At 64.1% G+C, this 25,597-nt stretch carries 20 protein-coding genes; 10 read left to right on the top strand and 10 right to left on the bottom strand.

Annotated elements, in window-relative coordinates; translation table 11 throughout:
- Positions 1-43: 43 nt before the first annotated feature.
- From C8C96_RS03970 to C8C96_RS03960, 3 genes are all read left to right on the top strand, one after another.
- Positions 44-817 carry a pirin family protein gene (locus tag C8C96_RS03970; RefSeq protein WP_121941503.1) on the top strand — a complete coding sequence of 258 codons (774 nt, stop codon included), beginning with the start codon at positions 44-46 and terminating at the stop codon, positions 815-817.
- 32 nt (positions 818-849) lie between these two features.
- Positions 850-1,593 (top strand): gamma-glutamylcyclotransferase, encoded by a 744-nt coding sequence (locus C8C96_RS03965; RefSeq protein WP_121941502.1) that lies wholly within the window; start codon positions 850-852, stop codon positions 1,591-1,593.
- A 186-nt stretch (positions 1,594-1,779) separates the two neighbouring features.
- Positions 1,780-3,636 carry a beta-galactosidase gene (locus C8C96_RS03960; RefSeq protein WP_121941501.1) on the top strand — a complete coding sequence of 619 codons (1,857 nt, stop codon included), beginning with the start codon at positions 1,780-1,782 and terminating at the stop codon, positions 3,634-3,636.
- A gap of 12 nt (positions 3,637-3,648) precedes the next feature.
- Here the strand turns inward: C8C96_RS03960 and C8C96_RS03955 are convergent, their stop codons facing one another.
- Both C8C96_RS03955 and C8C96_RS03950 read right to left on the bottom strand, forming a co-directional pair.
- The gene (locus C8C96_RS03955) at positions 3,649-4,719 is read right to left on the bottom strand and encodes an acyltransferase (RefSeq protein ID WP_121941500.1); all 1,071 of its coding nucleotides are present in this window, start codon (positions 4,717-4,719) and stop codon (positions 3,649-3,651) included.
- A gap of 210 nt (positions 4,720-4,929) precedes the next feature.
- On the bottom strand, positions 4,930-5,970 hold the full coding sequence (locus tag C8C96_RS03950) for a recombination-associated protein RdgC (RefSeq protein ID WP_121941499.1): 1,041 nt from the start codon (positions 5,968-5,970) through the stop codon (positions 4,930-4,932).
- A 334-nt stretch (positions 5,971-6,304) separates the two neighbouring features.
- Between C8C96_RS03950 and C8C96_RS03945 the strand changes: the two genes are divergently transcribed.
- Positions 6,305-6,877, top strand: coding sequence for a Spy/CpxP family protein refolding chaperone (locus C8C96_RS03945; protein ID WP_121941498.1), 573 nt, complete (start codon positions 6,305-6,307; stop codon positions 6,875-6,877).
- A gap of 1,237 nt (positions 6,878-8,114) precedes the next feature.
- Here C8C96_RS03945 and C8C96_RS03940 read toward each other — a convergent pair.
- Positions 8,115-13,007 (bottom strand): EAL domain-containing protein, encoded by a 4,893-nt coding sequence (locus tag C8C96_RS03940; RefSeq protein ID WP_121941497.1) that lies wholly within the window; start codon positions 13,005-13,007, stop codon positions 8,115-8,117.
- A gap of 310 nt (positions 13,008-13,317) precedes the next feature.
- Here C8C96_RS03940 and C8C96_RS03935 point away from each other — a divergent pair, with 310 nt between their 5' ends.
- Together C8C96_RS03935 and C8C96_RS03930 are read left to right on the top strand one after the other, a co-directional pair.
- Positions 13,318-13,773, top strand: a complete 456-nt coding sequence (locus C8C96_RS03935; protein WP_121941496.1) for a MerR family DNA-binding transcriptional regulator — start codon at positions 13,318-13,320, stop codon at positions 13,771-13,773.
- A 105-nt stretch (positions 13,774-13,878) separates the two neighbouring features.
- Positions 13,879-14,310, top strand: a complete 432-nt coding sequence (locus C8C96_RS03930) for a PaaI family thioesterase (RefSeq protein ID WP_121943863.1) — start codon at positions 13,879-13,881, stop codon at positions 14,308-14,310.
- Between the two features lie 53 nt (positions 14,311-14,363).
- Here C8C96_RS03930 and C8C96_RS03925 read toward each other — a convergent pair whose 3' ends face one another.
- The 4 genes from C8C96_RS03925 to leuA all read right to left on the bottom strand — a co-directional run bounded on the left by C8C96_RS03925 (position 14,364) and on the right by leuA (position 18,480).
- The gene (locus C8C96_RS03925; RefSeq protein ID WP_121941495.1) at positions 14,364-15,464 is read right to left on the bottom strand and encodes a 3-deoxy-7-phosphoheptulonate synthase; all 1,101 of its coding nucleotides are present in this window, start codon (positions 15,462-15,464) and stop codon (positions 14,364-14,366) included.
- A 171-nt stretch (positions 15,465-15,635) separates the two neighbouring features.
- A complete protein-coding gene (locus C8C96_RS03920; protein ID WP_056742526.1) occupies positions 15,636-16,142 on the bottom strand; it encodes a C40 family peptidase in 507 nt (168 codons plus the stop codon).
- Positions 16,143-16,264: 122 nt separating this feature from the next.
- Complete coding sequence (locus C8C96_RS03915) at positions 16,265-16,768, bottom strand: GNAT family N-acetyltransferase (RefSeq protein ID WP_121943862.1); 504 nt, start codon at positions 16,766-16,768, stop codon at positions 16,265-16,267.
- A gap of 11 nt (positions 16,769-16,779) precedes the next feature.
- Positions 16,780-18,480 carry a 2-isopropylmalate synthase gene (gene leuA, locus C8C96_RS03910; RefSeq protein ID WP_121941494.1) on the bottom strand — a complete coding sequence of 567 codons (1,701 nt, stop codon included), beginning with the start codon at positions 18,478-18,480 and terminating at the stop codon, positions 16,780-16,782.
- 440 nt (positions 18,481-18,920) lie between these two features.
- Between leuA and C8C96_RS03905 the strand changes: the two genes are divergently transcribed.
- The gene (locus C8C96_RS03905) at positions 18,921-19,286 is read left to right on the top strand and encodes a YciI family protein (RefSeq protein ID WP_056056900.1); all 366 of its coding nucleotides are present in this window, start codon (positions 18,921-18,923) and stop codon (positions 19,284-19,286) included.
- Position 19,287: 1 nt separating this feature from the next.
- Here the strand turns inward: C8C96_RS03905 and C8C96_RS03900 are convergent, their stop codons facing one another.
- The 3 genes from C8C96_RS03900 to C8C96_RS03890 are packed head-to-tail and all read right to left on the bottom strand — an operon-like array spanning position 19,288 to position 23,702.
- Positions 19,288-21,201 (bottom strand): bifunctional diguanylate cyclase/phosphodiesterase, encoded by a 1,914-nt coding sequence (locus C8C96_RS03900; protein ID WP_121941493.1) that lies wholly within the window; start codon positions 21,199-21,201, stop codon positions 19,288-19,290.
- The gene (locus C8C96_RS03895) at positions 21,198-21,746 is read right to left on the bottom strand and encodes a YfiR family protein (RefSeq protein ID WP_121941492.1); all 549 of its coding nucleotides are present in this window, start codon (positions 21,744-21,746) and stop codon (positions 21,198-21,200) included. The genes C8C96_RS03900 and C8C96_RS03895 overlap by 4 nt, the downstream gene beginning before the upstream one ends.
- A gap of 3 nt (positions 21,747-21,749) precedes the next feature.
- A complete protein-coding gene (locus C8C96_RS03890) occupies positions 21,750-23,702 on the bottom strand; it encodes a TonB-dependent siderophore receptor (RefSeq protein WP_233584145.1) in 1,953 nt (650 codons plus the stop codon).
- A gap of 410 nt (positions 23,703-24,112) precedes the next feature.
- Here C8C96_RS03890 and C8C96_RS03885 point away from each other — a divergent pair, with 410 nt between their 5' ends.
- From C8C96_RS03885 to C8C96_RS03875, 3 genes are all read left to right on the top strand, one after another.
- Positions 24,113-24,529, top strand: coding sequence for a YciI family protein (locus C8C96_RS03885; RefSeq protein ID WP_121941491.1), 417 nt, complete (start codon positions 24,113-24,115; stop codon positions 24,527-24,529).
- Between the two features lie 26 nt (positions 24,530-24,555).
- A complete protein-coding gene (locus tag C8C96_RS03880; RefSeq protein ID WP_121943860.1) occupies positions 24,556-25,092 on the top strand; it encodes an SRPBCC family protein in 537 nt (178 codons plus the stop codon).
- 75 nt (positions 25,093-25,167) lie between these two features.
- Positions 25,168-25,575, top strand: a complete 408-nt coding sequence (locus C8C96_RS03875) for a VOC family protein (protein WP_121941490.1) — start codon at positions 25,168-25,170, stop codon at positions 25,573-25,575.
- The last annotated feature ends 22 nt before the right edge of the window (positions 25,576-25,597 follow it).

Below are 25,597 nucleotides of genomic sequence, written 5' to 3'. Positions count from 1 at the left end.
CCCCTGTGGTGCAACATCGGCCGGATACCCCCGCAATAAAGCCATGATCACCGTCCGCCCCTCCTCCGAACGGGGCCGGTCCTCCACCGGCTGGCTGCACAGCGCCCACAGCTTTTCGTTTGGCGACTACTTCGACCTGCGCCACCAGGGCCATGGCAATCTGCTGGTGCTCAACGATGACACGGTGGCGCCCGGCAAAGGCTTTGGCACGCATGGGCACCGCGACATGGAGATCGTGAGCTACGTACTCGACGGCGCCCTGGCCCACCAGGACAACCTGCACGAACGCACCGGCCAACAACCTGGCGGCCCAGCGGCCTCGGGGGCGCCAGGGGCTGATCCGGCGGAGGCCCCCACCGGCATCCTGCACCCGGGCGACGTACAGCGCATGAGCGCCGGCTGGGGCGTGCGCCACAGCGAATTCAATGCACTGCCCGACCAGCCCACCCATTTCCTGCAGATCTGGATCAAGCCCCTGTTCACAGGCATCCGCCCCAGCTACGCACAAAAACACTTCCCGTCCGCAGACCGCCGGGGCCGCCTGGTGCGCATTGCCTCACGCCGGGGAGAGGACGGCTCGGTGACCATGAACGCCGACGCCTCCATCTGGGCAGGCCTGCTGGATGGCAGCGAAACCGCCACCCAAGTGCTGAACCCTGAACGCCTGGCCTATGTGCACGTGGCGCGGGGGGCGGTGCAGGTCAACGGCATCGCGCTGTCGGATGGCGATGGCGCCTTGCTGGACGGCGAAAACACGCTGACCCTGCACGACGGCCACCACGCCGAGGTGCTGGTGTTTGACCTGGCGCGGTGTTGAAACGCGTCACCCCAGCGCATGGAACTGGCACGATGACCCCCGACAAAGCCTTCCTTCACCTGCCTGAGCTGCAAGGCCGGCTGACCCCCGCCCATGCCTCGGGCCTGCGCCTCACCGACGAGGTGCTGGCCGAGTGGGACGCCCAGGCGCGCTGCCAGGGCCTGCCCGCCCATTGGCGCCTGCCAGACCACGAGGTCGAGCAATCCCGCCGCGAGGTGCTTTCCACGATCACCGCCGAGCAGCAGGATCTGTGGGTGTTTGCCTATGGCTCGCTGATGTGGAACCCAGGCTTTCACTTTGGCGAAGTGCGCCGCGCCTGCCTGCCCGGCTTTGCACGCCGCTTTGCCCTGAGCACCACCATCGGCCGGGGCACCCCTGATTGCCCGGGCCTGGTGCTGACCTTGCAGCGCACGGGCGACGAAGAGCCACAGGGCTGCGAGGGCCTGGCATTCCGCATCCCGGCGCCCCTGGTGGAGGACGAGTCCCGCATGCTGTGGCGGCGCGAGATGATCACCGGCGCCTACTGCCCACAACTGCTGCCCCTGCCAACGCCCCAGGGCGAGGTGCAGGCGCTGGTGCTGGTCGCCAACACCGCCCATACCCATTACCGGGCCGATCTGTCGCTGCAGGCCACGGCCGCGACCATTGCCACCGCCTGCGGACGCATCGGCAGCAACCGGGACTACCTGGAGCAGCTGGTGCAGCAGTGTGGGGTGCTGGGAATCACCGATCCCTACGTACACAGGCTATCCGCCATGGTGCGGGCCGCACACTGAAAGCCCCCGCTGACCGGTCTGTGCAAGGGAGCCATCGCGGCCGTGTGTGCCCCAGGCCGACCAGCAGTTCATGGAACAATGGAAAAATCGCCCCGGTTGACCAGAATGCCTGGCTCAACCGACGGACTCCTCTCTCCGGGTCCCACGCGGCCACCAAAGCGCCCGGGTCCTTTCGCCAGTGATTCCATGAAAAAAATCCTTCGTACCGCAGCCGTCCTGTTTTCTCTGGTTGCCTCGGTCTGCCATGCGGCTGCGGCATCTCCCGTGTCCAGCATCATCGTGATGCCGTGGGACCTGAACCAGAACAAGAACCTGCCCAGCGAACTCAAGGCCCAGGGTGTGAGCCATGCAACGGTGTATCTCAACTGGTCCGACATCGAGAGCCGCAAGGGACAGTACGACTTTGCCCACTACCACCGCTATGTGGATGCCATCGTCCAGGGCGGACTGTCGCTGCTGCTGGTGATAGACATGGGCGGACGCCCCTACAAGGACGAAACCGGGCAGATCGTCCCCAACCTGTCCACCGTGCCCCAATGGATTGTTGCGGCACACCCGGACATGGCCATGCGCAATTTCTCAGGCGAGGCAAGCTGGCAGCCCGACTTCGCAGATCCTGCGGTCAGAAAGTACGCTGACCCGTTCATCGCGCAAACGGTAGAGCATTTTTCCAAACGCTACCCGGGCAAGGTGCTGGGCTACGCCATCGGCCTTCAGGAAGAACACGAAATCAAGTACGGCCAGATGGGCTACCAGTGGAGAGACTACAAAGACTCCACACAGCAAGCGTTCGCCAAAAAATACAACGCCAAGCAACCGGTCATCAACTACAACAACAACATAGCCGCAGGCGTGCCGAAGGCAGAGCCACTGCTGCATGCCCACAAGGAATTCCGGGAGGCCCGCCTGCAGGAAGCCACCTGCGCCTATGCCAACGTGATCCGCAGCAAAGGCGCAGAGGCCATCGGCTATTTTGCTGAAACCTTCACATCGCACGACGCCATCTACGCCACCGGCATCGTGGAAAAACTGGCCCCCTGCATCGACATCGCCGTCATCGATTTCAATTTCTACGATGGCTATGGCCTGGTGGCCGATTCCGACGTATTGCCGACGCTGGCCAACTACATGGGTTCGCTGGGCTACAAGAAAGTCATGGTCGGCGCCTATGCAGAACGCTGGGAGGCCGCCAAGAAAACCCAAGAGCTGATGCCCGTCATCCGACGCTCTATTGCCCAGTCGCTATCGCAAGCCCACGTGATAGGGTATGAGATCGGGGGATTCCAGCACCAGGCAAATGGCGGCGCGCTGGCCAGTCTGGAGATGGTCAAGCTCAATGCTTCCAATCCCAAGCCCCTCCCCGCCACATCCGGCAAGCCCGTCGGGCAAATCAAGATCGGCATCCTCGGCTCCACCACCAACTTCCATGTGTGGCACGGAGAACGAAGCGCTGGCAGAAACCCCCACCGCGATGCGCTGTTCGCGTCCTACAAAATCCTGAGCCAAGAGCCAGGGATGGACGTTCACATCATCGGCGAAAAGAACCTGTTGCAGGACGACCCCATCATCCAGCAACTCGACGCCATCCTGGTCCCCCACCAAGCGGCCATGCCACAAAGCATCAAGGCCAAACTCACCACTTACTGGAAAAATGGCGGAGCACTCATTCAGGACATGCGTCTGGGTGAGTTTGACGAAAATGGCAAACCCACCTTTGACTGGATGCATGAGGTGTTTGGGATTGCCGATATCGAGTGGAAAAAATCCGGTGGGATATTTCTCATCGACGGCACCATTTATCGACTCAAGCCAATGCCCGGACTGTATGTGAGCTACGCAGCCATCACGCCTCGTCAAGGCTACAAGGTCTTGGCTACCGAACTGCTCAACCGTGACAAGGGCATCGTCGTGCGCGGCGAGCGCACACTGGCTTTCGGCTTTCTGCCTCAACTGCTAAAAGACAAAAATGGCCCAGCGTGGAAACGCTTGTTTATCGATGAGATCAAGAAAATTGCAAGTACCAGGCCGCTTGCAAGCAAATAACACTGAATTTTATTAATTTATCTGCGCTTTGGGCATTAATTCTTTTATTTTTCTTTTGGAAAGATTAATAAAAGGCTGTTCGATAAACCGATGACTCAGATAGGAGATCAACAAAGTCACTGTGATCGAGAAGAAGACAATCGACAATTTATTGCCAGTAATCTTGGTTATAAGAACAATCACGGGATAGTGAACGAGGTAGAAGGAATATGAAACTTCCGAAATAAACCTTACAATCTTCGGATTTTCACAATCCATATCCTTCAGCATCAGAAAGAGCGACGCTACTCCAAAGCCTGTGATAAAAATGGGGTCTGGAAAGTGGGATTTCCAAGATGACGAAAGCACCACCGTCAACAAAAACATGGTTGCCAGACCGGCTTTGTCGAATTTTGGGTTCTTGATGGCAATAAGTGCGCCAAAAAAGAAGAACGGAAGCTGATTGAAGAAATTGTTATCAACAAAAAAATGCTTCACGTTCGAGTCCATTTCCTTGTAGTGAGGGAAATAGACCGCTCCCCAGAAAATCCACAAATATGAGATTCCCATAAAAATCAAGGTTATTTTTATTGGGCTTTTCTTGAACTGGGTTGCGCATGCGAAAGCCACGATATACCAAATCAATTCGATGGTCAGCGTCCAGCTGACAAACAGAGCATTGTATTTATAGTAATGCAGTGGAAAAAAGTGCTGAAGAAACAGCAAGTGGACAGACAGCGCTTCAAGATCAAGGCTCTGCCAAGTAAGTTGCTTGGTAATAATTGAAAAGACAAAGAACCAGAACAGGTATGCCGGATAAATTCTGGCAAGGCGGTGTATTGCATACTCCTTGAAGGAATAACGTACGGCACTCAAAATGATCAGATAGCCACTGATCACAAAAAATATCTGCACCCCCAGCCATCCCCCCGCATGTGCAATATAGGGCAGCGTTATATTGGCACCCGAGTGAAGATGGTGAAGAAACACCAGCACAACGGCCAGAGCCCTCAGTGTTTCGATGGAGGAATTCTTGTGGGATACCGAGGTGTCCATTGCGGTTTTCAGTTGTTCTGTATGCATGTTTTTTGACGTAATAGCCATGGATAGCCAACCTTCAAGCCACCGCCTTGAAATCCCTTATTCGTGGCAGAAAAATTAGCAGAAGCAAATGGCACACGGAATGGGTGTTCATCATCCAGACCGACGACATCGATCGCTGCAACCAAGGCGGGCACGGCTGGGACAAAAATCCCAACCGCCAACATTGCACCGGCGCGACAACTCAAGCACCGGTTCGCTCGCCATTCCAACTCAAAATGGCGCCGACTCAGGATCCAGATCCACAGGAGCGTCAGCCGGCCCGGTGATGACTCCAACTCCCTGCCTGCGCGAGGCTGCTGGACTGGGCACGCCCTGAACAGCTTCTGCCTTTGATGGTTCCTGGGACACCTCACCCGCCACCCCACTCTCCGACTCCCCCCCCAGCGCATCGATCAGGTCCGGAATCAGCTTGACCAGCTCGCCCGTGGCAATCGCCACGTCAGTGTCAAACCCGCCGTCGTCTGCCTTGGTGCCTTCAAACACCGTGTCCAGGAACGACACCTTCTTGATCTGCAGGCCTTCGGTGAGCATGAAGCTCACGCGGTCGTCCCAGGTGAGGGCGAGCTTGGTGGGCAGCTTGCCGGCGTCGATGTGGGCCTGCACCTCCTCGATGTCCAATGGGTGGCGGGCGTAGCGCACCACGGCTTTTTCCTCGTTGGCGCTTTTGAGTTCGCACTCGCGGTCCACCGTGAAGCCCACGGGTGGCTCCTGCTCCTTGAGCCAGTGGGCCATGGCGGCCTGGGGGCTGGTCTGGGTGTCGAGCAGCGACACCGACAGGCCCGGCAGCGATTCGACCAGCAAGGTCACCACTTCATCGGCACGGCCTTGGGCTGACGTGTCCAGCACCAGCAGGCGCGAGGCCGTGTCGATCCAGATCCACATCGAGCCCTGCTTGGTGAAGGCCATGGGCAGCAGGTCCAGCTTGGCCTCGTCTTTCAGCTCCTTGCTTTCCTTCTTGCCGGGCTTACGGCCGGTTTCCTTTTCGATGCGTTCGGCCTTTTCCTTGACCTTGCGCGCCAGCACGCTGCCGGGCAACACCTTGGTCTCGACCATGAAACGCAGGATCCACTGCCCGCCCACCGATTCGACCAAGGGGCCATGTAGTTCACCCCGGGGGGGCACCCAGCCCAGCGACTTCTCTTGCGTGGCGCCACATTCCTGGAACGGGGCCTTGGCCAGGGCATCCTCTACTTGCGTCAGCTCGACCTGCCATTGCGGAGCAATGCGGTACACGATCATGTTCTTGAACACGGAAAACCTTTGGTTGGGGTCGCTGCGGACAACGACACGGACACGGAACCCGCCATTGTCGGCGGTCGCCACCCAGGCGCCGGGCCGCTAGGGCACAGGCATCCCTTGAGGGACTAAAAACGCTACACAATCAATAGCAAACAAGGCATATGCCACTAGCGCATCGCCGACTATTAGCCCAAAATTATCTCGGAGGCCACTTTGCAAGCGTTCGCTGCAACTTTACACAGCCTCACCCAACGCGCACGGTGGCGATACGTGGGCGGCTGACACTGGACTCCAATCGCTGAAACGGTCGTTGCAGCGAGCTCACCACCGCGAAAGGACTTTCACCATGGCATCCCGTTTCTCCCACACCATCTCTCACCGCATTGCTGCCACCGCCCTGCTCGCCGCCATGGCGTTGCCTGTGCTGGCCCAGCAACCCCCAGCTGCGCCTGCGGCATCCCCCACAGCCCCTGCCAAGGCCGCCGAGGGCCGCCATGAACGCCACCATGGCGACATGGCCCAGCGCCATGCCAAGCGGCTGGCAGACCTCAAGGCCCAGCTCAAGCTGACGCCTGCCCAGGAATCCGCCTGGACCACCTTCACCACCGCCGTGCAGCCCGGCGAACGCCCCGCCCGCCTGGACCGCCAGGACATGGACAAACTGACCACGCCGGAACGCATCGACCGCATGCGGGCCCTGCGCGCTCAGCACGCTGCCGAAGCCGACCGCCGTGGCGAGGCCACCAAGGCCTTCTATGCGACGCTGACGCCCGAGCAGCAAAAGACCTTTGACGCCCAGGCCCACCGGGGCCACCCCATGGGTGGCATGCGGGGTGGCGAGGGCCGCCACGGGCACGGCGACCACCACGGCGGCATGCGCGGGGGCGAAGGCCGTCCGGCCCCCGCTCCGGCCAAATAAGGCCCCCCGGCCAGGCTGACAGGCGCTAAGGCGCACACCCGCCAACCCGGCGTTCTTCACTGAACGCCGGGTTTTTTGTTGTGGCGGCCAGCCCGATGGGGAGCAGCGAACGGCAGCATGCGACGCAGCTGTGGATAACTCTGGGCACAGTTCTGGCACAACCGGGCAGTTATCCACACAAAAATCCGACACCCGAAAGTTGTTGTCGGTGAGCCCCGCACTTTGTGCGAGCCGCCCCACACACTTTGCAGCGACGCAAGTACGCGCCAGCATTGAAGAAAAGACGCTTGTCCACACAAACAGGCGTTCTCTACTACTACTGCTATTTATATATAAAGCTATTAAAGAATAACCAGAACCCCAACTCCGGGGTACCCATCACACGCCTGCGACGTGCGGTTCTGCTTGTGGGGGCCTGTCTGCACAGACATCACCACCAGGCCGTGGTGGCGACCGCTCAGCCTGCCCTGCGGATCACTCAGGTTCTCTTGGGCACCCACAGGCAGTCGTTAACCGCACGAAGCGGCTTTGCGGCCTGGTACGAGGGATGTGCTGTGCCAAGGCCCTGTGCGCTGCATCGACCGTCGTCTGGGCAGGTTCTGACAGCCTCGCTGGCGCCCCCCAAGCCCCTGCAGTACCGGAAGTGGAGCTTCACATCTTCCTTTTCGCTATCAATTAGAGAGCAATCAAGGAATACGGCCGTAGCGCTACGGGTCGTTTTGATTGAAATTCTTGCTGCCCACGCGCCCGGTGCGTAAAACTGGGGATAGTTTTGGCACAACCGGGGGCTTATCCACAGAAAAGGGCGACGCGCCGCTTTTGTCCCCGCTCGAGCGACAACGGGAGCAGGGCTGGGTGCACAGGGTTGGCAGCGGGCTAAGTGCTTGCCAGCGCTGGCAAAAATGCAGTTGTCCACACGCCAGGCCGCCCTCTACTACTACGACTATGTATTTATAAAAGACATAAGAAGAAGACAGAGGACAACTGGAGCCACGCAAACGGCGGGGGTGAATGGAGGGGGCACCCACATACCGGGTGTACCCGCCCCAACCGGGATGAATGAGGGGATCTGGAGACGTCCAGAAGGCCGTGGAGGGCCTTGGGCGCAAAAGCAGGCCCAGGGGGCCGAAACGTACCCACAGGTTCCTCACGGAGCTTCTGGGGCCCTCAGGAGGGAGTTAGGGGTTAAGGGCGCCTTGGATGTGGACAAGAGCCAGGAACACCTGGCGGACGCCGCTTATGCCTGCGAGGTGCGCAGGAAGCTGTCCAGAACGTCCACCGACAGCGCCTTGCTGAACAGGTAGCCCTGGTAGAGCTGGCAGCCGGCGCGGGCCAGCAGCGCGCATTGCTCGGGCGTTTCCACGCCTTCAGCGATCACTTCCAGCCCCAGGCTGCGCGACAGGCCGATGATGGTGTCCACAATGGCGGCGTCGTTGGGGTCGGTCAGCAGGTCGCGCACAAAACTCTGGTCGATCTTGAGCTGGTCGAGCGGCATGCGCTTCAGGTAGCTCAGGCTGGAGTAACCCGTACCAAAGTCATCCAGCGAGAAGCCCACCCCGTACGACCGCAGCGCGGTCATGGTGGCGATGGTGGTTTCCATGTCTTCCACCAGCAGGCTTTCGGTCAGCTCCAGCTTGAGCTGGGCCGAGGGCGCGCCGGTGATGGCGAGCACGCGGGCCACGTCGTCCACAAAGCTGGCATGGCGGAACTGGCGCGAACTCACATTGACGGCCATGGTCAGGTGCGAAAGGGCTGGGTCGCCCTGCCAACTGGCCAGCAGCTTGCACGCGGTGTGCAACACCCAACGGCCCAGCGGCAGGATGAGGCCGGTTTCTTCGGCTAGCGGGATGAACTGGGCGGGCGACACCATGCCGCGCTGCGGGTGGGCCCAGCGCACCAGCGCCTCCACCCCCACACAGCGGCCCGACTGGTGGATCTGCGGCTGAAAGTGCAGCAGGAACTCTTCCTGCATCAGCGCGGAGCGCAGGTCGGTTTCCAGCCCAGCGCGTGCCGTGACCACGGCCTGCATGTCGGGGTCAAAAAAGCGCAGCGTGTTGCGGCCCGCCGTCTTGGCCTGGTACATGGCCAGGTCGGCCTGTTTGAGCAGCTCGCCCACCGTGGTGTGTTCGCCGGTGAAGGGCGCAATGCCGATGCTGGGCGTGCTGCGGTACTGGTAGCCCTGCAGCGCATAGGGCACGGCCAGCATGGCCAGGATCTTTTCACCCACGCCCCGGGCGTGCAGCGCCAGCTCGTGCGGCTTGGGACTGAGTTCTTCCAGCATGACCACAAATTCGTCACCCCCCAGCCGGGCCACCGTGTCCACGCTGCGCACGCAGGTGTTCAGGCGCTGCGCCACCTGTTGCAGCAGCAGGTCGCCCTGGTCGTGGCCCAGGGTGTCGTTCAGGGTCTTGAAGTTGTCGAGGTCGATGAACAGCAGCGCCCCGCCCTGCTGGCGCCGCTGCGCGGTGGCCAGGGCCTGGTGCATGCGGTCCATGAGCAGCATGCGATTGGGCAGGCCGGTGAGCGCATCGTAGAACGCCAGGCGCTGGATCTCGCGCTCGCTGGCCTTGCGCTGGCGGATATCGGTGTTGATGGCCAGGATGGACTGTGGCTGGCCGTCATCGCCCCGCACCAGCGTCCAGCGGCCTTCCACCTCGATGGTGCTGCCATCGCGGTGGCACTGCACGATCTCGCCGGTCCACTCGCCCTGCTCCAGCACCGTCTGCGTGGCGTGCCGGAAGTGCGTGGGGTCTTCGTAGAGCAGCGTCTCGATGGACTGCCCCAGCGCCTGCAGCTGCGACCAGCCGTACAGACGCTCTGCGCTCTTGTTCCAGAAAATGATGCGGTGGTCCAGGTCCCGCACCAGGATAGCGTCCTGGGCCTTGTCCAGCAGCGAGGCCTGGTGGCGGATGCGGATATCGGCCAGCTGCCGCTCGATCTCGGCCGACGCGCGCGAGGCAAAGATCTGCAGCGTGGAGGTGATGAAGTCCGTGTCGGCAATCGCGTGGCGGAACAGCACAAAGACGATGCCCACCACCTCGCCGTCGGCATTGCACAGCTGCTGGCCCACATAGGCCTGGGCACCCACCGCGCGCAGCACGGGGGCTTCTGGGTACAGCTGCTGCACCTTGTCGGTCACCACATGGGTGCGTTGGGACATCAGCAACAGGCTCGGTGTGCCATCCAGGCTGTATTCGTCGTTGGGCAGCATCTGGCCGTCGAGCACGGCGGCCAGCGTGACCACCCGGGGCGCCTGGTCTTGCGAATGCGGCAGCAGCCGCACCACGCAGCCGCCCTGGGCATCCAGCGCATCGGCCATGTTGCGCACCAGCTGCACAAAAAATTCGGTGCCGGTGCTGGCCGACACGGCCGCCGCCACCTTGAGCACCGAAGCCTGCAGCCGCTGCTGCGCCTTGTGCGCGCGCAGGCTGGTGATGCCGATGGCCAGGTCGTTGGACAGCTCCTGCAGCAGCGCGGCTTCTTCGGGGCTGATCTGCAACACGTCGGGTGCATACAGGTACAACAGGCCAAAACTGCGGTCCTGTGCGTGGTCGCGCGCATGCTCGCGCAGCGGCAGGCAGATCACCCCGTGAAAGCCATGCTCCAGCATGCGCTCGGTCCAGTCGGCAAAGTCGCCTTCGGTGCGGATGTCCTGCACGATCACCGGCTGGCCGGTGCGCACCGCAATGCCCGCCGGGCCCCGGCCATAGGGGTCGTCGGCCGACCAGCTCAGTTGCAGGTTTTCCAGGTAGTTCTGGTTGTAGCCCGCATGGGCCACCGGGCGGATGGATTTGCGCTCGTCGTCCAGCGCAAACCCCACCCAGCCCATGCGGTAGCCACCGATGTCCACCGCAATCTGGCAGATGGCCTGCAGCAGTGTGGCCTCGGACGTGGCGCGCACCAGGGTTTCGTTGCATGCGCTCAGCAGGCGCTGGGCACGGCCCATGCGCGCCAGCTCGCGCTCGGTGCGCAGGCGTTCGGTCACGTCGGTGGCCAGCACCTGGCGGGCCGGGCGCCCGTTGAAGCTGATGCTGCCCGCCGTGATCTCCACATCCATGAAGCTGCCGTCCTTCTTGATGTGGCGGCTGATGACCGGCGCGTTGCGCTGTTCCATCGGAACGGCGCGGATGTTGGCCTCGACGTTGGGGCGCCGGTCGGCGGGCCACAGGTCCAGCATCGACATGGTCAGCAGCTCGGACTCGGTGTAGCCATAGTGGCGTTCCATCGACCGGTTCACTGCCTGCAGTTGCAGGGTTTCACGGTCGTACACCCACATGGGGTGCGGGTGCTCGTCAAACAGCATGCGGTATTGCTGCTCGGACGCATGCAGCTGCCCCGCCACATGCCGCAACTGCACCATGGCACCCAGCGACTCGGTCAGGATCTCCAGGTGCGCCACATCGCGGCGTGAAAATGCATTGACTTTGTCCGACGTGACCTTGAGCGACCCGACGATGGCGTCGCCACTGCGCAGCGGCACCGCCATGACCGACCGCACGCCGTGGCGGTGGGGCATCGAAGCCATGTCCCAACCCTCGGCCTCGGTGTCGTTGCACACCACGGTCTGACCCTTGCTGAGTGCGGGCCAGAGCAGGCTCTGGTCTACTGCCAGCGGGTTGCCCACTGGGCGCACGTGGTCGCCGGCTGACGCCTGCGCCACCAGCTGGCGGCCTTGCAGCAGCTCCACCATGGCGCCGCGCGCTTCGGTCTGGCGCAGCACGGTGCTGGCCACCAGCTGCAGCACCTCGGGCAGCGGCATGTCCAGCGACGAAATGCGCTGCTGCACCTGCAGCAGCTCGGCATGGTTCTGTGCGTCGCGCTGGGCGTCCAGGTCGGCCAGCTTTTGCGCGCTGATGTCGGTCATGCCGCCCACCATGCGCACGGCCTTGCCCTGCAGGTCGCGGATCAGGAAGCCCCGGTCCAGCACCCAGGCATAGCTGCCGTCCTGGCGGCGAAAGCGGTATTCGTCCGACCAGTGGTTGGCCGTGCCGTCAATGGCGGCATGGATGCCTTCGAGCACTTCTTCGCTGTCATCGGGGTGCAGTCGCAAGGTCCACGAGGTGCTGTCGGGCGGCAACTGGTCGAGGGGCACACCGAACAGGGTCTGCATGCCTTCGTTCCACCACATGGCATCGGTGTGCAGGTTCCAGTCCCACACCGCGTCTGCCGTGGCGCGTGAGACCAGGTGAAAGCGCTCTTCGCTCTCACGGCGGGCCTGCCGGGCCTGGTGCTGGGCCGAGATGTCCTGAAACGCCCCCTGTATCCGCACGATGCGGCCCTCGGTGTCGCGCACCGCCTGCCCGGTGGTGCGCACCCAGAAGTGACGACCCGCGGGTGTGACAAGTTCGGCCTCCAGGTCAAACTGTGTGCCGTGGCGGATGCAACTCTCAAACGCTGCCTGCATGGCCTGCCGGTGTGGGGGCAGGTACAGCTCCATGATCTGTTCCACCGAGCCCATGCGTCCCGCAATGCCGAAGGCGGCGGCGATCTCCTGCGACCAGTTCAGCTGCAGGCTGGGCAGCTCCACGATCCAGCCGCCAATGCGGGCCATCTGCCCGGCCACGCGCAGGGTCTCGCTCTGGGCCAGCAGTTCGGCATGCATCTTGTCGCGCTGCTGCACAAGGTCGGCCAGCACCTGCTTTTGACGGCGCAGCTCCAGCTGCACCATGGCCTGCTCGGCCAGTATGCGCAGGCCCTCCAGCTGCTCAGCCTCGATGTGCCGGGGAATGGAGTCCAGCACCGCCAGCGTGCCCAGCGCCTGCCCCTCGGGGGTGACCAGCGGCACACAGGCGTAAAAGCGCACATGGGGGTCCTGCGTGACCAGCGGGTTGTGGGCAAAAACCGGGTGCTTGTGGGTGTCGTTGACCACCATGGGCTCGCGGCTGCCGCTCAGTGCATGCGCGCAGAACGCAATCGCGCGTTCGGTCTCCTTGAACGGTACACCCACTGCGGCCTTGAACCACTGCCGGTCGCTGTCCACGAAGTTGACCACCGCCATGGGGCACTGGCATACACGCGCAGCCAGCGTGGCCAGCTGGTCAAAGCTGTCTTCCGTCGGGGTGTCGAGGATCGCGTAAGACTGCAGTGCCTGGAGCCGGGCGGCTTCTGCGGTGGCTTGCGCTGGTGGCATGGTCAGTCCACCGTGGCACCGCTGCGCGCGCACCCATCCAGCCTGGTCAGTGCGACCAGGCCATCAGTAGTGGGGCGGAGCAACTTCGGCAAGGCAATCGGGCAATAGGTGGGTGCGTGCAATGCTGCCGCAACGCGCGCATGGGACCACAGGGCCACAGGCACTGTGGCAAAGAGGGTCAATGCTACACCGCACAGACCTTGCTTGCGACGTGCGCCTATGGGGGTTTGTCCCAAAAAACACAGTGTTTTGACCTCGGGCAGTCACCCAGGCAACCTTCGCGCAGCACGAGGCTTGCTAACGTGGCCCCATGCAGATTTCCGAACTCGCGCAACAGGCCTCCGTGTCCGTCCACGCGCTGCGCCACTACGAGCGGCTGGGGCTCATCCACCCCGACCGCCGGGCCAACGGCTACCGCGACTATCCGGCCCGCATGCGGCGCGAGGTGGTGTTCATCGCCATGTCCCGCCAGCTGGGCTTCAGCCTGCCGCAGATTGCCCTTCGCCTGGATGAATACCGCGCCGGCACCCTCGGCATTGACGACATGGTGCAGGCCTTGCAGGCGCGCGTGGACGCGATCAACCAGCAGATCGCTGCACTGCAGTCCCAAAAATCCACCGTGCAGGCGCACCAGGCCTGGTTGCGTGGCCAGTTGCTCAAGAAGCAGCGATCAAAAACCCAGGGTCGGCAAACACCCTCGGGTGCAGCTACTGCATCTACCAAGCCCTGGCCGCGTGTGCGTGCCCCGTCGGCCCGCAAACCCTAGACCCCTCGCAGCACCCAAACACCCCATCCCCAGGAGACCCCGACCATGACAGCCCCACTCACACCCGCGCCCCGCGATGCTTTGTCCAGCGCACCCCGCAGCACCATGGAAACCCTGCAGGCCGTGGTGCTGGCCATGCCGATGGCCCGCACGCTGGGCCTGCGCTTTGTCCATGCCGAGCCCGGCCGGGTGGAGGTGGAGATACCGGTGAGCGAGGCCTTCAGCTTTCGCCCGGGCCAGTTGCAGGCCACGGCGGTGTTTGCGGTGGCCGACTTTGCGGCGGTGGCGGCAGCAGGCAGCGTGTTGCCACCCGGCTGGACCAATGCCACGGTGGACACCACCTTGAAAATTGTGGCCCCTGCCCAGGGCGAGTGCCTGCGGGCGCGGGGCCGCGTGGTGGATGCGGGGCGCCTGCTCACCGTCTGTGCCGCCGACGTGTGGGCAGTGGATGCGGCCGGTCAGGAGCGGCTGTGCGCTACGCTGCTGGCCACGGCGCGCAACATCGACATGGGGGCCACGAGGCCGCCCCAGGGCTGATAGCGCAGCCTGACGCCAAGCGTGCCAGCCGAGTACAAGGTGCGTCGGATGCGTCAGGCCTTCTGGCGCCGTGCCCGCACTGCTGCTGCCAGTCCTTCAAGGACCGGCACGGTTTGCGCCATGCTGATGCAGGCATCCGTCACCGACACGCCATGCGCCAACGGCTGGCCGGGCACGATGTCCTGGCGGCCTTCCTGCAGGTGGCTCTCGATCATCAGGCCGGTGATGCGTGTGTCGCCTGCGGCAATCTGCTGCGCCACTTCTGCCGCCACCGTGATCTGGCGCTGGTGCTGCTTGCTGCTGTTGGCGTGGCTCACGTCAATCATCACCTGCTCGCGCAGGCCGGCAGCCTTGAGCACGGCGCAGGTCGCATCCACATCGGCGGCGCTGTAGTTGGGCTGCTTGCCGCCGCGCAGGATCACGTGGCAGTCCTGGTTGCCGCGCGTTTCAAAGATCGCGGCCTGGCCCATCTTGGTCATGCCCATGAAGGCGTGCGCGGCGCTGGCCGCCAGAATGGCGTCGCTCGCCACCTTCACGCCACCATCGGTGCCGTTCTTGAAACCCACGGGGCACGACAGGCCGCTGGCCAGCTGCCGGTGACTCTGGCTCTCGGTCGTGCGCGCGCCGATGGCACCCCAGCTCACCAGGTCGCTGATGAATTGCGGTGAGAGCAGGTCCAGGAACTCGGTGCCCACGGGCAGGCCCAGCGCCAGCACGTCCAGCAGCAGCTTGCGGGCCAGCTCCAGCCCCTCGTTGATGGCAAAGCTGCCATCGAGATGCGGGTCGTTGATGTAGCCCTTCCAGCCCACGGTGGTGCGCGGCTTTTCAAAGTACACCCGCATCACGATGAGCAGGTCGTCCTGCAGTGCATCGGCCTGTGCTTTCAGCTGGCGCGCATAGTCCATGGCCTGGCCATGGTCGTGGATGGAGCAAGGCCCCACCACCACGATCAGCCGGTCGTCCTGCCCATGCAGGATGCGCGAAATGGCGGCGCGGCTGGATTCGACCAGGGTCAGCGCTGCATCGGGCGTGGGCAGCCATTCCTGCAGCAGTGCCGGTGTGATCAGTGGGCGCACGGCCTTGATGCGCGTGTCATCAATGCGGGTGGTGTCGTGGGTGGAGATGGGGGTGGCGGAGCGGTGTGCGTGGGTCATGGTGGCCCCGATTGTCGCGCGGCGCGGTGGGCTTCCTTGCGACAGCCCATCCCGCGCGCATCCTGAACGACTGGCGCGGCCCAGGCGAGTGACGCAGAGCAAGGGCCGCCCCGCAGCGAGTGCGTCGTCCCCCTCAGGGGGAAGGCGCCGAAGGCGACTCAGGGGGAGCTGCTACGGCCTGCGGAACGCCGCATTCTGCCGCGCCCAGTGGCGCGACTGCAGGTGGTCCAGCCGCACCGTGCCGCCGGTGGACGGCGCATGCACGAACCGCCCTTCGCCCACATAGATGCCAGCGTGGCTGGGCTGGCGGCCCGTGCCAAACACCACCAGGTCGCCGGCACGCAGCTCGCTGCCGTCGATGGGATAGCCCCAGGTGTTGAGCTGGGCCACCGTGCGCGGCGGTGGTGTGCCCACCTGGTTGCGGTACACGTAGCCGATCAGGCCGCTGCAATCAAAGCCTGAGTCCGGGGTGTTGCCGCCGTAGCGATACGGCGTGCCCACCAGGCCCAGCGCGTGGATGGCAATGTCGTGTGCCTGCTCCGGCGTGAGCGGCGGCGCCGTGCGTGTGGAAGCCTGCGGTGGCGACGAGGGGGACGGAGGCCGCGATGTACTGCAACCGGCCAGCACCAGCAGGGCGGCGGTGCAGGCGGCAAGGCTCAGGCTGTGAAAGGCGCGCATGGGCCCGAGGTTACTGGACTTACGCGGCTCCCTGCACTTTACCCAGGCTCCCCAAGGTCTTTGCGCGCCAAGCCTTGCGCAGGCCGTTGGCAGTGCCTGAGAAAACCCCCTGTCGATCCCCGTCAGAACGGGGTATTCCCTGCGGCCTGTTTGTACGCCATGCTGGATGCATCGCTGGCGCGCCGCATCGGAATGAATGCAACCCCGCGGGTCTCCACCTTGGGACCCGTTGCCAAAAACCCCATGCGCTCATAGAAGCCCCGGGCATGGGGTGTCGCGTTGACTGTGATGCCCGGTGCAGGGCCGGTAGCGATATGGGACAGGGCGTGTTGCCACAGTTGCTGCCCGTAGCCAAGTCCCTGGAAAGCCTCGGCCACAAACAGATGGAACAGGTGGCTGTCCTCCCGCACCACCACGACGCCCGCCAAGGTGTTGTTGCGTGTCCACCCCACCCAGGTCTTGAACGATGGACTCTGCAGCCGTAGCGCCACCGCCTCGGGCTGCAGGGTCTGTAAAAACGCCTCCGCACCACGCCCGTCTTTGTCCAGCGTGAAGAAGTGCGCCACCGACAACGCAAGCGCGCTGATGGCGGGCGCATCCCGGGTCGATGCGGTAAGAATTTCCATGCGGGTTTCGGTCACTCGGCCAGGGAAGTTGCTTCTGGATGCAACGCAGGCCGCCGCGCCATCAACCGGTTGGCCACGCTCACAATCGCTTGCACCGAGGCAGTCACGATGTTGTGGCTGGCGCCTGCCCCAAAGGTGGAACCTGCCACGCCGTCCATGGCTGCTTCCACAATGGCCATCGCCTGCGCGTTGGCGCCCGTGCCGGTGGCGCGTTCCTCGTAGTGGTCCACCCGCAGTGGCAGACCGAGCGCGTCCACCGTAGCTGCAATCGGCCCGTTGCCCTGGCCGCGCAGGGTCTGGCGCGTGCCGTCGATGGTCACGTCCAGCTCGATGCCCTGGCCGTCTTCATCGATGCGGTGGCTGTGGCAGGTGATGGCGGCCTGTACTGTGGCGTGTACGGGTGCCTGCAGGTAAGTGGCCTGGAACAGGCTCCACAAAGCGTCGCCCGTCATCTCGCTTTCGCTCGCGTCCGTCTGGCGCTGCACCACGGCGCTGAACTCCACCTGCATGCGGCGCGGCATCACCACGCCATGTTCACGTTCGAGCAAGAACGCGATGCCGCCCTTGCCCGACTGGCTGTTCACCCGGATCACGCTGTCATACGTGCGGCCGAGGTCGGCCGGGTCGATGGGCAGGTAGGGCACTTCCCACAAGGCGTTCGGGTCTTGCGCAGCAAAACCCTTCTTGATCGCGTCCTGGTGCGAGCCCGAAAACGCGGTGAACACCAGGTCGCCCGCATACGGGTGGCGGGGATGCACGGGCAGCGAGGTGCATTCTTCGGCAATGCGCGCGACCGAGGTGATGTCCGAGAAGTCAAGGTTCGGGTGCACGCCCTGCAGGTACATGTTGAGCGCCAAGGTCACTATGTCCACGTTGCCGCAGCGCTCACCGTTGCCAAAGAGGCAGCCTTCCACACGGTCGGCACCGGCCATCATGGCCAACTCGGCCGCCGCCACGCCCGTGCCCCGGTCGTTGTGCGGGTGCACCGACAAGACGATGTGCTCGCGTGGCGACAAGTGGCGATCCATCCACTCGATCTGGTCGGCAAACACGTTGGGCGTGGCGTTTTCCACGGTGGTGGGCAGGTTGATGATGATGGGGCGGCCAGGGCCCGCATTCCATGCTGCAACCGCCGTCTGGCAGGCCTTGAGGGACACGCTGAGTTCGGTGGCGCTGAAGGTTTCGGGCGAGTACTGCAGGGTCCACTGCGTTTCGGGCTGTGCGTCGGTGAGCTGCTTGAGGTAGCCCACATGGTGCGCGATGAGCTGCATCACCTGCGTCACGTTCATGCCAAAAACGATGCGGCGCCACGCGGGCGCGGTGGCGTTGTACAAGTGGACGATGGCACGGGGTGCGCCTTTCACGGCCTCCACGGTGCGTGCGATCAGGTCCTCGCGCGACTGGGTCATGACCATGATGGTCACGTCGTCGGGGATGAGGTTTTCGTCGATGAGGCGGCGCACAAAGTCGAAATCGATTTGCGACGCGGCGGGAAAGCCGACTTCGATCTCCTTGAAGCCGATGCGCACCAGCTCGTGAAAGAGCTTCATCTTGCGCTCGCCGTTCATGGGCTCGAACAAGGCCTGGTTGCCATCGCGCAGGTCGGTGGAGAGCCACACGGGCGCGTGGGTGATGCTGCGGTTGGGCCATTGGCGGTCGGCGAGCGCAATGGGGGCGATGGGTTGGTATTTGGTGGCGGGCTTGGCAATCATGAGGGGCTCCACGAACGGTGTGTGCGGTGTGCCAATCAGGCACGGTGCACGGGTCAATCGGAATCGAAAGAAATCAAAACGAATGACATCCCCTGCAGCCCTTTGCGTGTGCAAAGGCTGGTTCGCGGGCCGGGGTCAGGGGGAAATCAGGTGTTGCGCAAAACGGCAACGGTGGCGAACGCAGGCAGACCCCGGCCAGGCACTAGGCCTAGCGATAGGGTGGATAGGAGCATGCTGCGTTGCATAGGGAACCGAAGATAGCACAGCGATGCTGCAGCGCGCAACCCTTTGCATGAAATCTGCCTATGGCGCTGGTCGAACATGCCCTATTAGCTATTGAAAACATAGCAAATGAGGCTGTTAGCATGGCGCCCTTGCAGCCCCCACCGATGGCGTAGTCCGTGCGGGTGGGCACAACCGGCCCCGATTCAGGAGACCCAATGCCTTACCTGTTGCTCATCATGGAACCCCACGGCCAGCGCGCCGAGCGGGGCCTGGCCGGTGGCCAGGAGGCCTATGCCCGCATGCAGCGTTTTGGTGCCGGTCTGCAGGCCCGCGGCCTGTTGCGCGCCAGCGAGTCGCTGGCCTCGACCGAGCAGGCGGTGCGGCTGCAGGTGCGCGAAGGGCAGACCCGTCTGACCGACGGGCCGTTTGCCGAGACCAAGGAAATGGTGGGCGGCTTCTTTCTCATCGACTGCGCCACGCGCGACGAGGCCGTTGCCATTGCCCGCGAATGCCCGGCCGCCGAGTGGGCCACCGTGGAGGTGCGCGAACTGGCGCCCTGCTACCACGGCGCGGTGGATTGAATCAAGCCGAAGCGCCTGCCTGCAGCGCCAGGAACTGCGGCGCAGGCATGGGGCGTGCAAACACATAGCCCTGCAGCACATCGCAGCCTTGCCGCACCAGGTAGTCGGCCTGCTCCTGGGTTTCCACGCCTTCGGCGGTCACCTGCAGCCCCAGGCCGTGCGCCAGCGCCACAATGGCGGTGACGATGGCACGGCTGTGCTCCTGCCCCGGCAGGTCTTTGACAAAGCTGCGGTCGATCTTCAGGCGCCGCATGGGCAACTGGCGCAGATATGCCAGTGACGAGTAGCCGGTGCCAAAGTCATCGATGGCCAGGTGAATGCCCAGCTGGCTCAACCGGTGCAGCGTGTGGGCGCCGGCCTCCATGTTTTCCATCAGCACGGTTTCGGTCAGCTCGATTTCCAGCAGGTGCGCGGGCAGGCCCTCTTCGCGCAGGATGTCCATCACGCGTTCCAGAAACTGTGGGTCACCCAGCTGCCGCGCCGAGATGTTCACGGCCACGCGCAGGGGCGGGCCCCCTTTCCACTGTGCGGCGTCGCGGCAGGCGGTACGCATCACCCAGTAGCCCAGCGGGGCAATGAGTCCGCAGTCCTCGGCCACCGACACGGCTTCGAGCGGCGACACGGAACCCAGCTCCGCATGCGTCCACCGCAGCAAGGCCTCGGCGCCGACCAGGGCCCGGTCGCTGGCGGCAAACAGGGGCTGGTAGTGCAGCGCCAAACCGGTGCCCTGCTCCAGCTCGGCACGCAGCGCCTGTTCAATGGCCTGGCGCCGCACCACGGCCAGGTTCATCGACGCATCAAACCGCACACAGCGGTTCTTGCCCATCTCCTTGGCGCGGTACATGGCGGTGTCGGCGTTGCTCACCAGCGCGTCCATGTCCATCGCATCGTCGGGAAACGTGGCAATGCCTGCGCTGCAGGTCACGTTGACCTGCTGGCCGACCTCGGTGTAAGCGGCCTGGAAGACGCTGACGATGCGCTGCGCGTATTTCTCCAGCGCCGCGTCATCCATGTCCAGCCGCAGGATCAACGCAAACTCGTCGCCCCCCAGGCGCGAGATGGTGTCGGTGCTGCGCACCACGGATTGCAGGCGCCGGGCCACCTGGCGCAACAGGCCGTCCCCCGCCGCATGGCCGAAGGTGTCGTTGAGTGTCTTGAAGTTGTCCAGGTCGATGTACACCAGTGCCACCCGGTAGCCCGCACTGCGTGCGCCCTGCAGCTCGGCGGCCAGCCGCTCGTTGAACGCGTGCCGGTTGCCCGTGCCGGTGACGGCGTCGGTGTGGGCGAGCGCGTGCAAGCGGTTCTCGGCCTCGCGCACAGCAGCGCGGCTGCGCAGCACCATGGCGGTGGCCATGGCCATCACGCAAATGGCGATCAACAAGGCGGTGCCAAACCGGATGCCCAGCCGCATGTACACCGCTGCCATCGACTTGCGGATGTACAGCGTGCCCCAGTTGGTGCCAGACGCCTCGACGGACCGGGCGATCTCGAGCATGCGCCAGCCAGCGCGCTCTGCGGCGCCGTTCAGTCCCGTGGCACGCAGCGTGGTGGGAAAGTCCGGGTCGCGGTCGCGCGCGTAATGCGCGAACAGCACGCCATCCTTGTCGTACACCGTGGCGCTGATCACCATGGACGATGACCGCAGCGCGCCCAGCATTTCGTTGGCGGTGCTGGTGTCGCGGAACACCACGGCCGCAGAGATGTTGTCGGCCACGATGGCGGCTTCCACCCGGCTGTCTTGCAGCATGGACGCGCGGGTGCTCCAGTAGTCCACGCCGGTGAGCGCCAGCACCACGGTCAGCAGCGCCAGGCCTGCGGCCAGGATGCCGGTGACCACCAGGCGCGATGACAGCAGGGCATGTGTCGCCGGGCTTGCTGGCGCTGCGGTGTCGGCTTCAGCGGGGCGTGTTTTCACCGGCCTCCCTTGGCCAGCCGCAGCAGCCGTGAGCTGATGATGAGGCCGGCCTTGTTGGCGGCGTCGGGGCTGATGCCGAACACCACACGCCCTTCCTGTTGGGCCAGTGCGATGACGATTTCGGGATTCACAAAGGTGATTTCATCCGACACGGTGAGGATGCCGTGGGACGGCGGCAGGGTACGCAGCAGTCGCAGAACAGGCTCCACTTCGGCGTTGTGGATGATGAGCACGCGGCAGCCACGAATCGCTGGCAGATCCAGCAACCGCACGCGCACGGTGCGGCCCTTGGTGGCCGGTTTGCCATCGAGCGCAGTCAGGGCGCGCTTGAGCGGGCTGAAGGCAGACACGCACACCGTGACGTCATTGCAGGGCGCGCCATCGCTGTCGGGCCAGTCGATGAACTGGATGAAGTTGAAGATGTAGGCGGCCTTGAGGTCCAGGTCAGCCACGGGCTCGTTGGCACGGGCTGCACTGGTGCCCACGCCACACACCGTCCACAGGCAGATCGCCAGCAGCGTGCGCAATCGCAGGAAATAGGCCATGGCTCAGAACGCGTACGTCAGCTTGATGCGGTAGGTACGCCCGTCCTGCCGGATCGCATCTTCCCGCACCTCGAACGAAGCGGGGTCTGCGTAGCGGCGGTTGAACAGGTTGTACACCCCCAGCGATACATCCACATCCGCGATGCGCGTGGAATAGGTCAGATGGGTCAGCACATGCCCGGGCAGGCGGGCGTTGAGCACGGTGTTGCGCGGGCCGATGCCGATGGCCTCGATGGCATAGCGGCCCGGGTTCCAGCCCCAGTTCGCAGGCGTGTGCAGCACATCGGACCACTGGAGCTTGAGCAGGTGCCGGGGCGAGTTGGTCAGCGCGCCGTCCGTTGACGGGTCCCGCGCCTTTTGCCACCCATAGGCCACGCGCAGGCGCCGCCCGCCCGCCCAGCGTTGTTCGGCCTCGGCTTCCAGGCCATGCACTTTGACGGTGCGGGTGTTGTTGAAGGTGAGCCGGTCCGAGTGGCCCAGGCTGTCCAGCGAGATCAGGTCGCTCACCCCCGACCGGAACGCCGTCAACAGCAGGCGCGTGGCCCCGGTCGGGGCATGCTCCACGGCCAGTTCGGTGGTGCGCACACGCTCGGACCGGATGCTGGTGGTGTCCACCACGCCGCCAGGCAGGTTCACGCGGTAGTCGCGTTCATAGGCATTGGCCGGACGGTAGGCCGTGCCGTGCAGCAGCTTGACAGCAGTGGCCGCGTCCCACCAGTACACCAGCCCCAGGCGGGGGTGCAAGGCACCCGCGCTGCCCGATTGCTGCCCCCAGCGCAGGCCGGTGTGCAGCGTGAGGTCGGGGCGCAGTGCAAACTCATCCTGCACATAGACGCCCAGCACATTGCCGTTGCGGCGTGTGTCAAGGTACTGCGCGGGCGGATCCAGGTCGTCATTGCGCTGAGCGATGCGGGTGTCGCGCCGGTAGTCCAGCCCCCACGACAGCTTGTGCCGCGCCAAGGCCGTGCTCACCCATTGCCATTCGGTGCCCCACCACTGGCCGGTGCCGACGTCGCGGTTCACCGTCACGGGCGGGTAGTCGTACACGTAGTCGCCCACGTACTGGTAGCGCCCGGCGTGCAGGCGTGCAGTGAAGGCCAGCGTCGGCTGCCATTGCGCGGTGTATTCGGCGGCCACGCGCGTGCTGGTGTCGATGTACCGCGAGCGCGGGTCGTTGAAAACCTGTGAGAACGCTGCGGTCGGGATGCCCTTGGTGCGCTCGCCGTGGGCCAGTGTCAGCGTCAGCCCATCGCGTCGCATGCGGGCGAACAGCTGGGTGCTGCGGTCATAGTCCAGGCCGTGCGCCACGCCCTGGTGGCTGGCGGGCGCATCGAACGCGGGGTAGTACTGGTCGGCCCCGCGTGCGGTGGAGCGCGTGGCCGCGATCAGCCAGTCGCCTCCCAGCGCATCGACGGCACCTACCGAAAACCGCAGCTTGGCGTAGCCATGGCTGCCGGCCTCGGTGCTCACCTGGCGCCCGCCCAGCTGGCGACCGTCGCGGGTGATGACATTGACCACGCCAAAAAACGCATTGGCTCCATACACCGCCGACCCGGGGCCAGGCACAAATTCCACCCGTTCCACCAGGTCCAGGTCGATGGGAAAGTCCGTGCCGATGCTCGCCTGGTCGTAGAGGTTGTCGTTGAAGCGCACGCCATTGACCAGCAGCAGCACCCGCGTGTTGTAGTCGCCCGGCGTGGCAAAACCCCGTGTGCCCAGATAGTGGTAGCTGCGGTCGTAGGACACGTACAGCCCGCGCATGCTGGCCAGCACATCGGCCAGCGTGCGGTAGCCAAACAGCTGGATGTCATCGGCGGTCACCACGCTCACGGCCGCCGGGGCCTCCAGGGCCGTCTGTGCATACCGGCTGGCCGTGGTGACCTGCATCTGCATGAGCTGCTCCAGCGGCAGGTCGGCCATGGCGGCGATGTCGGACTGCGCGTGGGCTGCCGCCATGCCAGCGCACAGCCCCAATACCACCCATCGGCGGTGTGGCCGCTGTCGATAGGTCGATCCTCGTTTCATGGCAAAGGCACTGCGTGTGGCTGGCGGTTGTCCCCCCGTGGGGACCTCGCCGGCGGGCGGGCGGAAGGATGCGGTGGCGAAGTCTCGGGATCGATGAATCAGTCTTTACAAATTGTATCGACCAGGGGTTGCAAAACCCAGTGCGGGCGCTCAGTAGTCTCCCTATGGCGGCCCCTCGCCCGCCCCGCGCGCCAACCGGCCGGGATAAGTGTTAACCCTTGTTTCACGCGGGCTTGTCCATCCGGATGTCGATTTCGGGCGCTCCCATTCGTCGTCACTGTGAAGCACCTGGCAAGGACCGTCGGCGCTTCCGCATTTTTTACTACCCTGAGGAGAACCCCATGCGCTTCATGATCATCATCCAGGCCACCGCCGAATCCGAGCAGGGCTGCCAGCCGACCGCAGCCCTGATGACTGCGATGGCCCGCTACCACGAAGAACTCGCGCGGGCCGGCGTGCTGCTGGACGCCAGTGGCCTACAGCCCTCCTCCAAAGGCTGGCGCGTGGGCTACGCCGCCAGTGGCACCCGCACCGTCACCGACGGCCCGTTCACCGAGACCAAGGAGCTGATCGCGGGCTACACACTCATCCAGGTGCGTAGCCGCGACGAGGCGCTGGAATGGACCCGCCGTTTTCCCAATCCACGCGGCGAGGGCTTGGATGCCGAGATCGAAGTGCGCCAGCTCTATGAGATGGAGGACTTTGCCGGGGTGGATGGCGTCGAGCAGTTCCGCGACCTCGAAGCCCTGCGCGGCTGATGCCCTGCGTGAAGGACAACATCCCCATGATCAAGACCATCGCCCTCGTGCTGCTGGCGGCCCTGGCGCTGCTGCTGGCGTTTGCCGCCACCCGCCCGGACACCTTCCGCGTGGAGCGCAGCCGCGTGATTGCGGCGCCGCCCGAGCGGGTGTACGGGCTCATCCACGACCTGCGCCAGTTCAACACCTGGAACCCGTATGAACGAAAAGACCCGGCCATCCAGGGCCAGTACAGCGCCGCCACCAGCGGCCCCGGTGCTCGCTACGCCTGGCAGAGCGAGAAGGTGGGCGTGGGCAGCATGGAGATCGTCGAGGCCACCGCACCCCGCCGCGTGGGCATGAAACTCGACTTTGTGAAGCCCTTTGAAGCGCACAACCAGGTCGAGTTCACGCTGTTGCCCGAAGGCGCAGAGGCCACCCGCGTCACCTGGGCCATGCAGGGCCCCGTGCCCTACCTGGCCAAGATCGCCCACCTGGTGTTCAACATGGACCGCATGGTGGGGCAGGACTTCGAGGATGGCCTGGCCAACCTGCAGGCCGTGGCGCAAAAGCCCGCAACGTGAATGCCGTCCACCGCCCCTCCACCTTTGCCAAACCCTCCGTTTCCCATTACCGTCCTCACCCTTCAGGAGTCCGTCATGCACCAACAGATTTTTGTGAACCTGCCCATCGAGAACATGGCCCGCTCGCAGGCGTTTTTCCGCGCGCTGGGCTACGAGTTCAACCCCCAGTTCACCAACGACCAGGGCGCCTGCCTGGTGGTGGGCGAGAACCTCTTCGTGATGCTGCTGGTCAAGAGCTTTTACCAAACCTTCACCGACAAAACGATTGCCGACGCACGCACCACGTCGGAGGTGCTGATGTGCTTCTCGTGCAGCAGTCGCGAAGAGGTCGATGCGCTGGTGGATAAGGCCGTGGCCGCAGGCGGCACCACACCGCGCCCGGCGCAAGACCTGGGCTTCATGTACTCGCGCAGCTTTGACGACCTCGATGGCCACACCTGGGAGTTTGTGCACATGGTGGATGCCAGCAAGGCGCTGGGCTGAGAACGTGTGAATGAATGCGCCG

The organism is Acidovorax sp. 100 (genome assembly GCF_003688355.1).
Classification (GTDB): domain Bacteria; phylum Pseudomonadota; class Gammaproteobacteria; order Burkholderiales; family Burkholderiaceae_C; genus Acidovorax; species Acidovorax delafieldii.
This window is presented reverse-complemented; position numbering and strand designations above follow the sequence as displayed.

What these genes read in the sequence shown, in the direction of transcription:
- C8C96_RS03955 (WP_121941500.1), bottom strand. Translation starts at nt 4,719, where the DNA reads ATGGCTATTACGTCAAAAAACATGCATACAGAACAACTGAAAACCGCA.
- C8C96_RS03930 (WP_121943863.1), top strand. Translation starts at nt 13,879, where the DNA reads ATGGAAACCCTGCAGGCCGTGGTGCTGGCCATGCCGATGGCCCGCACG.
- C8C96_RS03965 (WP_121941502.1), top strand. Translation starts at nt 850, where the DNA reads ATGACCCCCGACAAAGCCTTCCTTCACCTGCCTGAGCTGCAAGGCCGG.
- C8C96_RS03945 (WP_121941498.1), top strand. Translation starts at nt 6,305, where the DNA reads ATGGCATCCCGTTTCTCCCACACCATCTCTCACCGCATTGCTGCCACC.
- C8C96_RS03940 (WP_121941497.1), bottom strand. Translation starts at nt 13,007, where the DNA reads ATGCCACCAGCGCAAGCCACCGCAGAAGCCGCCCGGCTCCAGGCACTG.
- leuA (WP_121941494.1), bottom strand. Translation starts at nt 18,480, where the DNA reads ATGATTGCCAAGCCCGCCACCAAATACCAACCCATCGCCCCCATTGCG.
- C8C96_RS03875 (WP_121941490.1), top strand. Translation starts at nt 25,168, where the DNA reads ATGCACCAACAGATTTTTGTGAACCTGCCCATCGAGAACATGGCCCGC.
- C8C96_RS03970 (WP_121941503.1), top strand. Translation starts at nt 44, where the DNA reads ATGATCACCGTCCGCCCCTCCTCCGAACGGGGCCGGTCCTCCACCGGC.
- C8C96_RS03890 (WP_233584145.1), bottom strand. Translation starts at nt 23,702, where the DNA reads ATGGCGGCAGCCCACGCGCAGTCCGACATCGCCGCCATGGCCGACCTG.
- C8C96_RS03920 (WP_056742526.1), bottom strand. Translation starts at nt 16,142, where the DNA reads ATGCGCGCCTTTCACAGCCTGAGCCTTGCCGCCTGCACCGCCGCCCTG.
- C8C96_RS03915 (WP_121943862.1), bottom strand. Translation starts at nt 16,768, where the DNA reads ATGGAAATTCTTACCGCATCGACCCGGGATGCGCCCGCCATCAGCGCG.
- C8C96_RS03925 (WP_121941495.1), bottom strand. Translation starts at nt 15,464, where the DNA reads ATGACCCACGCACACCGCTCCGCCACCCCCATCTCCACCCACGACACC.
- C8C96_RS03885 (WP_121941491.1), top strand. Translation starts at nt 24,113, where the DNA reads ATGCGCTTCATGATCATCATCCAGGCCACCGCCGAATCCGAGCAGGGC.
- C8C96_RS03905 (WP_056056900.1), top strand. Translation starts at nt 18,921, where the DNA reads ATGCCTTACCTGTTGCTCATCATGGAACCCCACGGCCAGCGCGCCGAG.
- C8C96_RS03895 (WP_121941492.1), bottom strand. Translation starts at nt 21,746, where the DNA reads ATGGCCTATTTCCTGCGATTGCGCACGCTGCTGGCGATCTGCCTGTGG.
- C8C96_RS03960 (WP_121941501.1), top strand. Translation starts at nt 1,780, where the DNA reads ATGAAAAAAATCCTTCGTACCGCAGCCGTCCTGTTTTCTCTGGTTGCC.
- C8C96_RS03935 (WP_121941496.1), top strand. Translation starts at nt 13,318, where the DNA reads ATGCAGATTTCCGAACTCGCGCAACAGGCCTCCGTGTCCGTCCACGCG.
- C8C96_RS03880 (WP_121943860.1), top strand. Translation starts at nt 24,556, where the DNA reads ATGATCAAGACCATCGCCCTCGTGCTGCTGGCGGCCCTGGCGCTGCTG.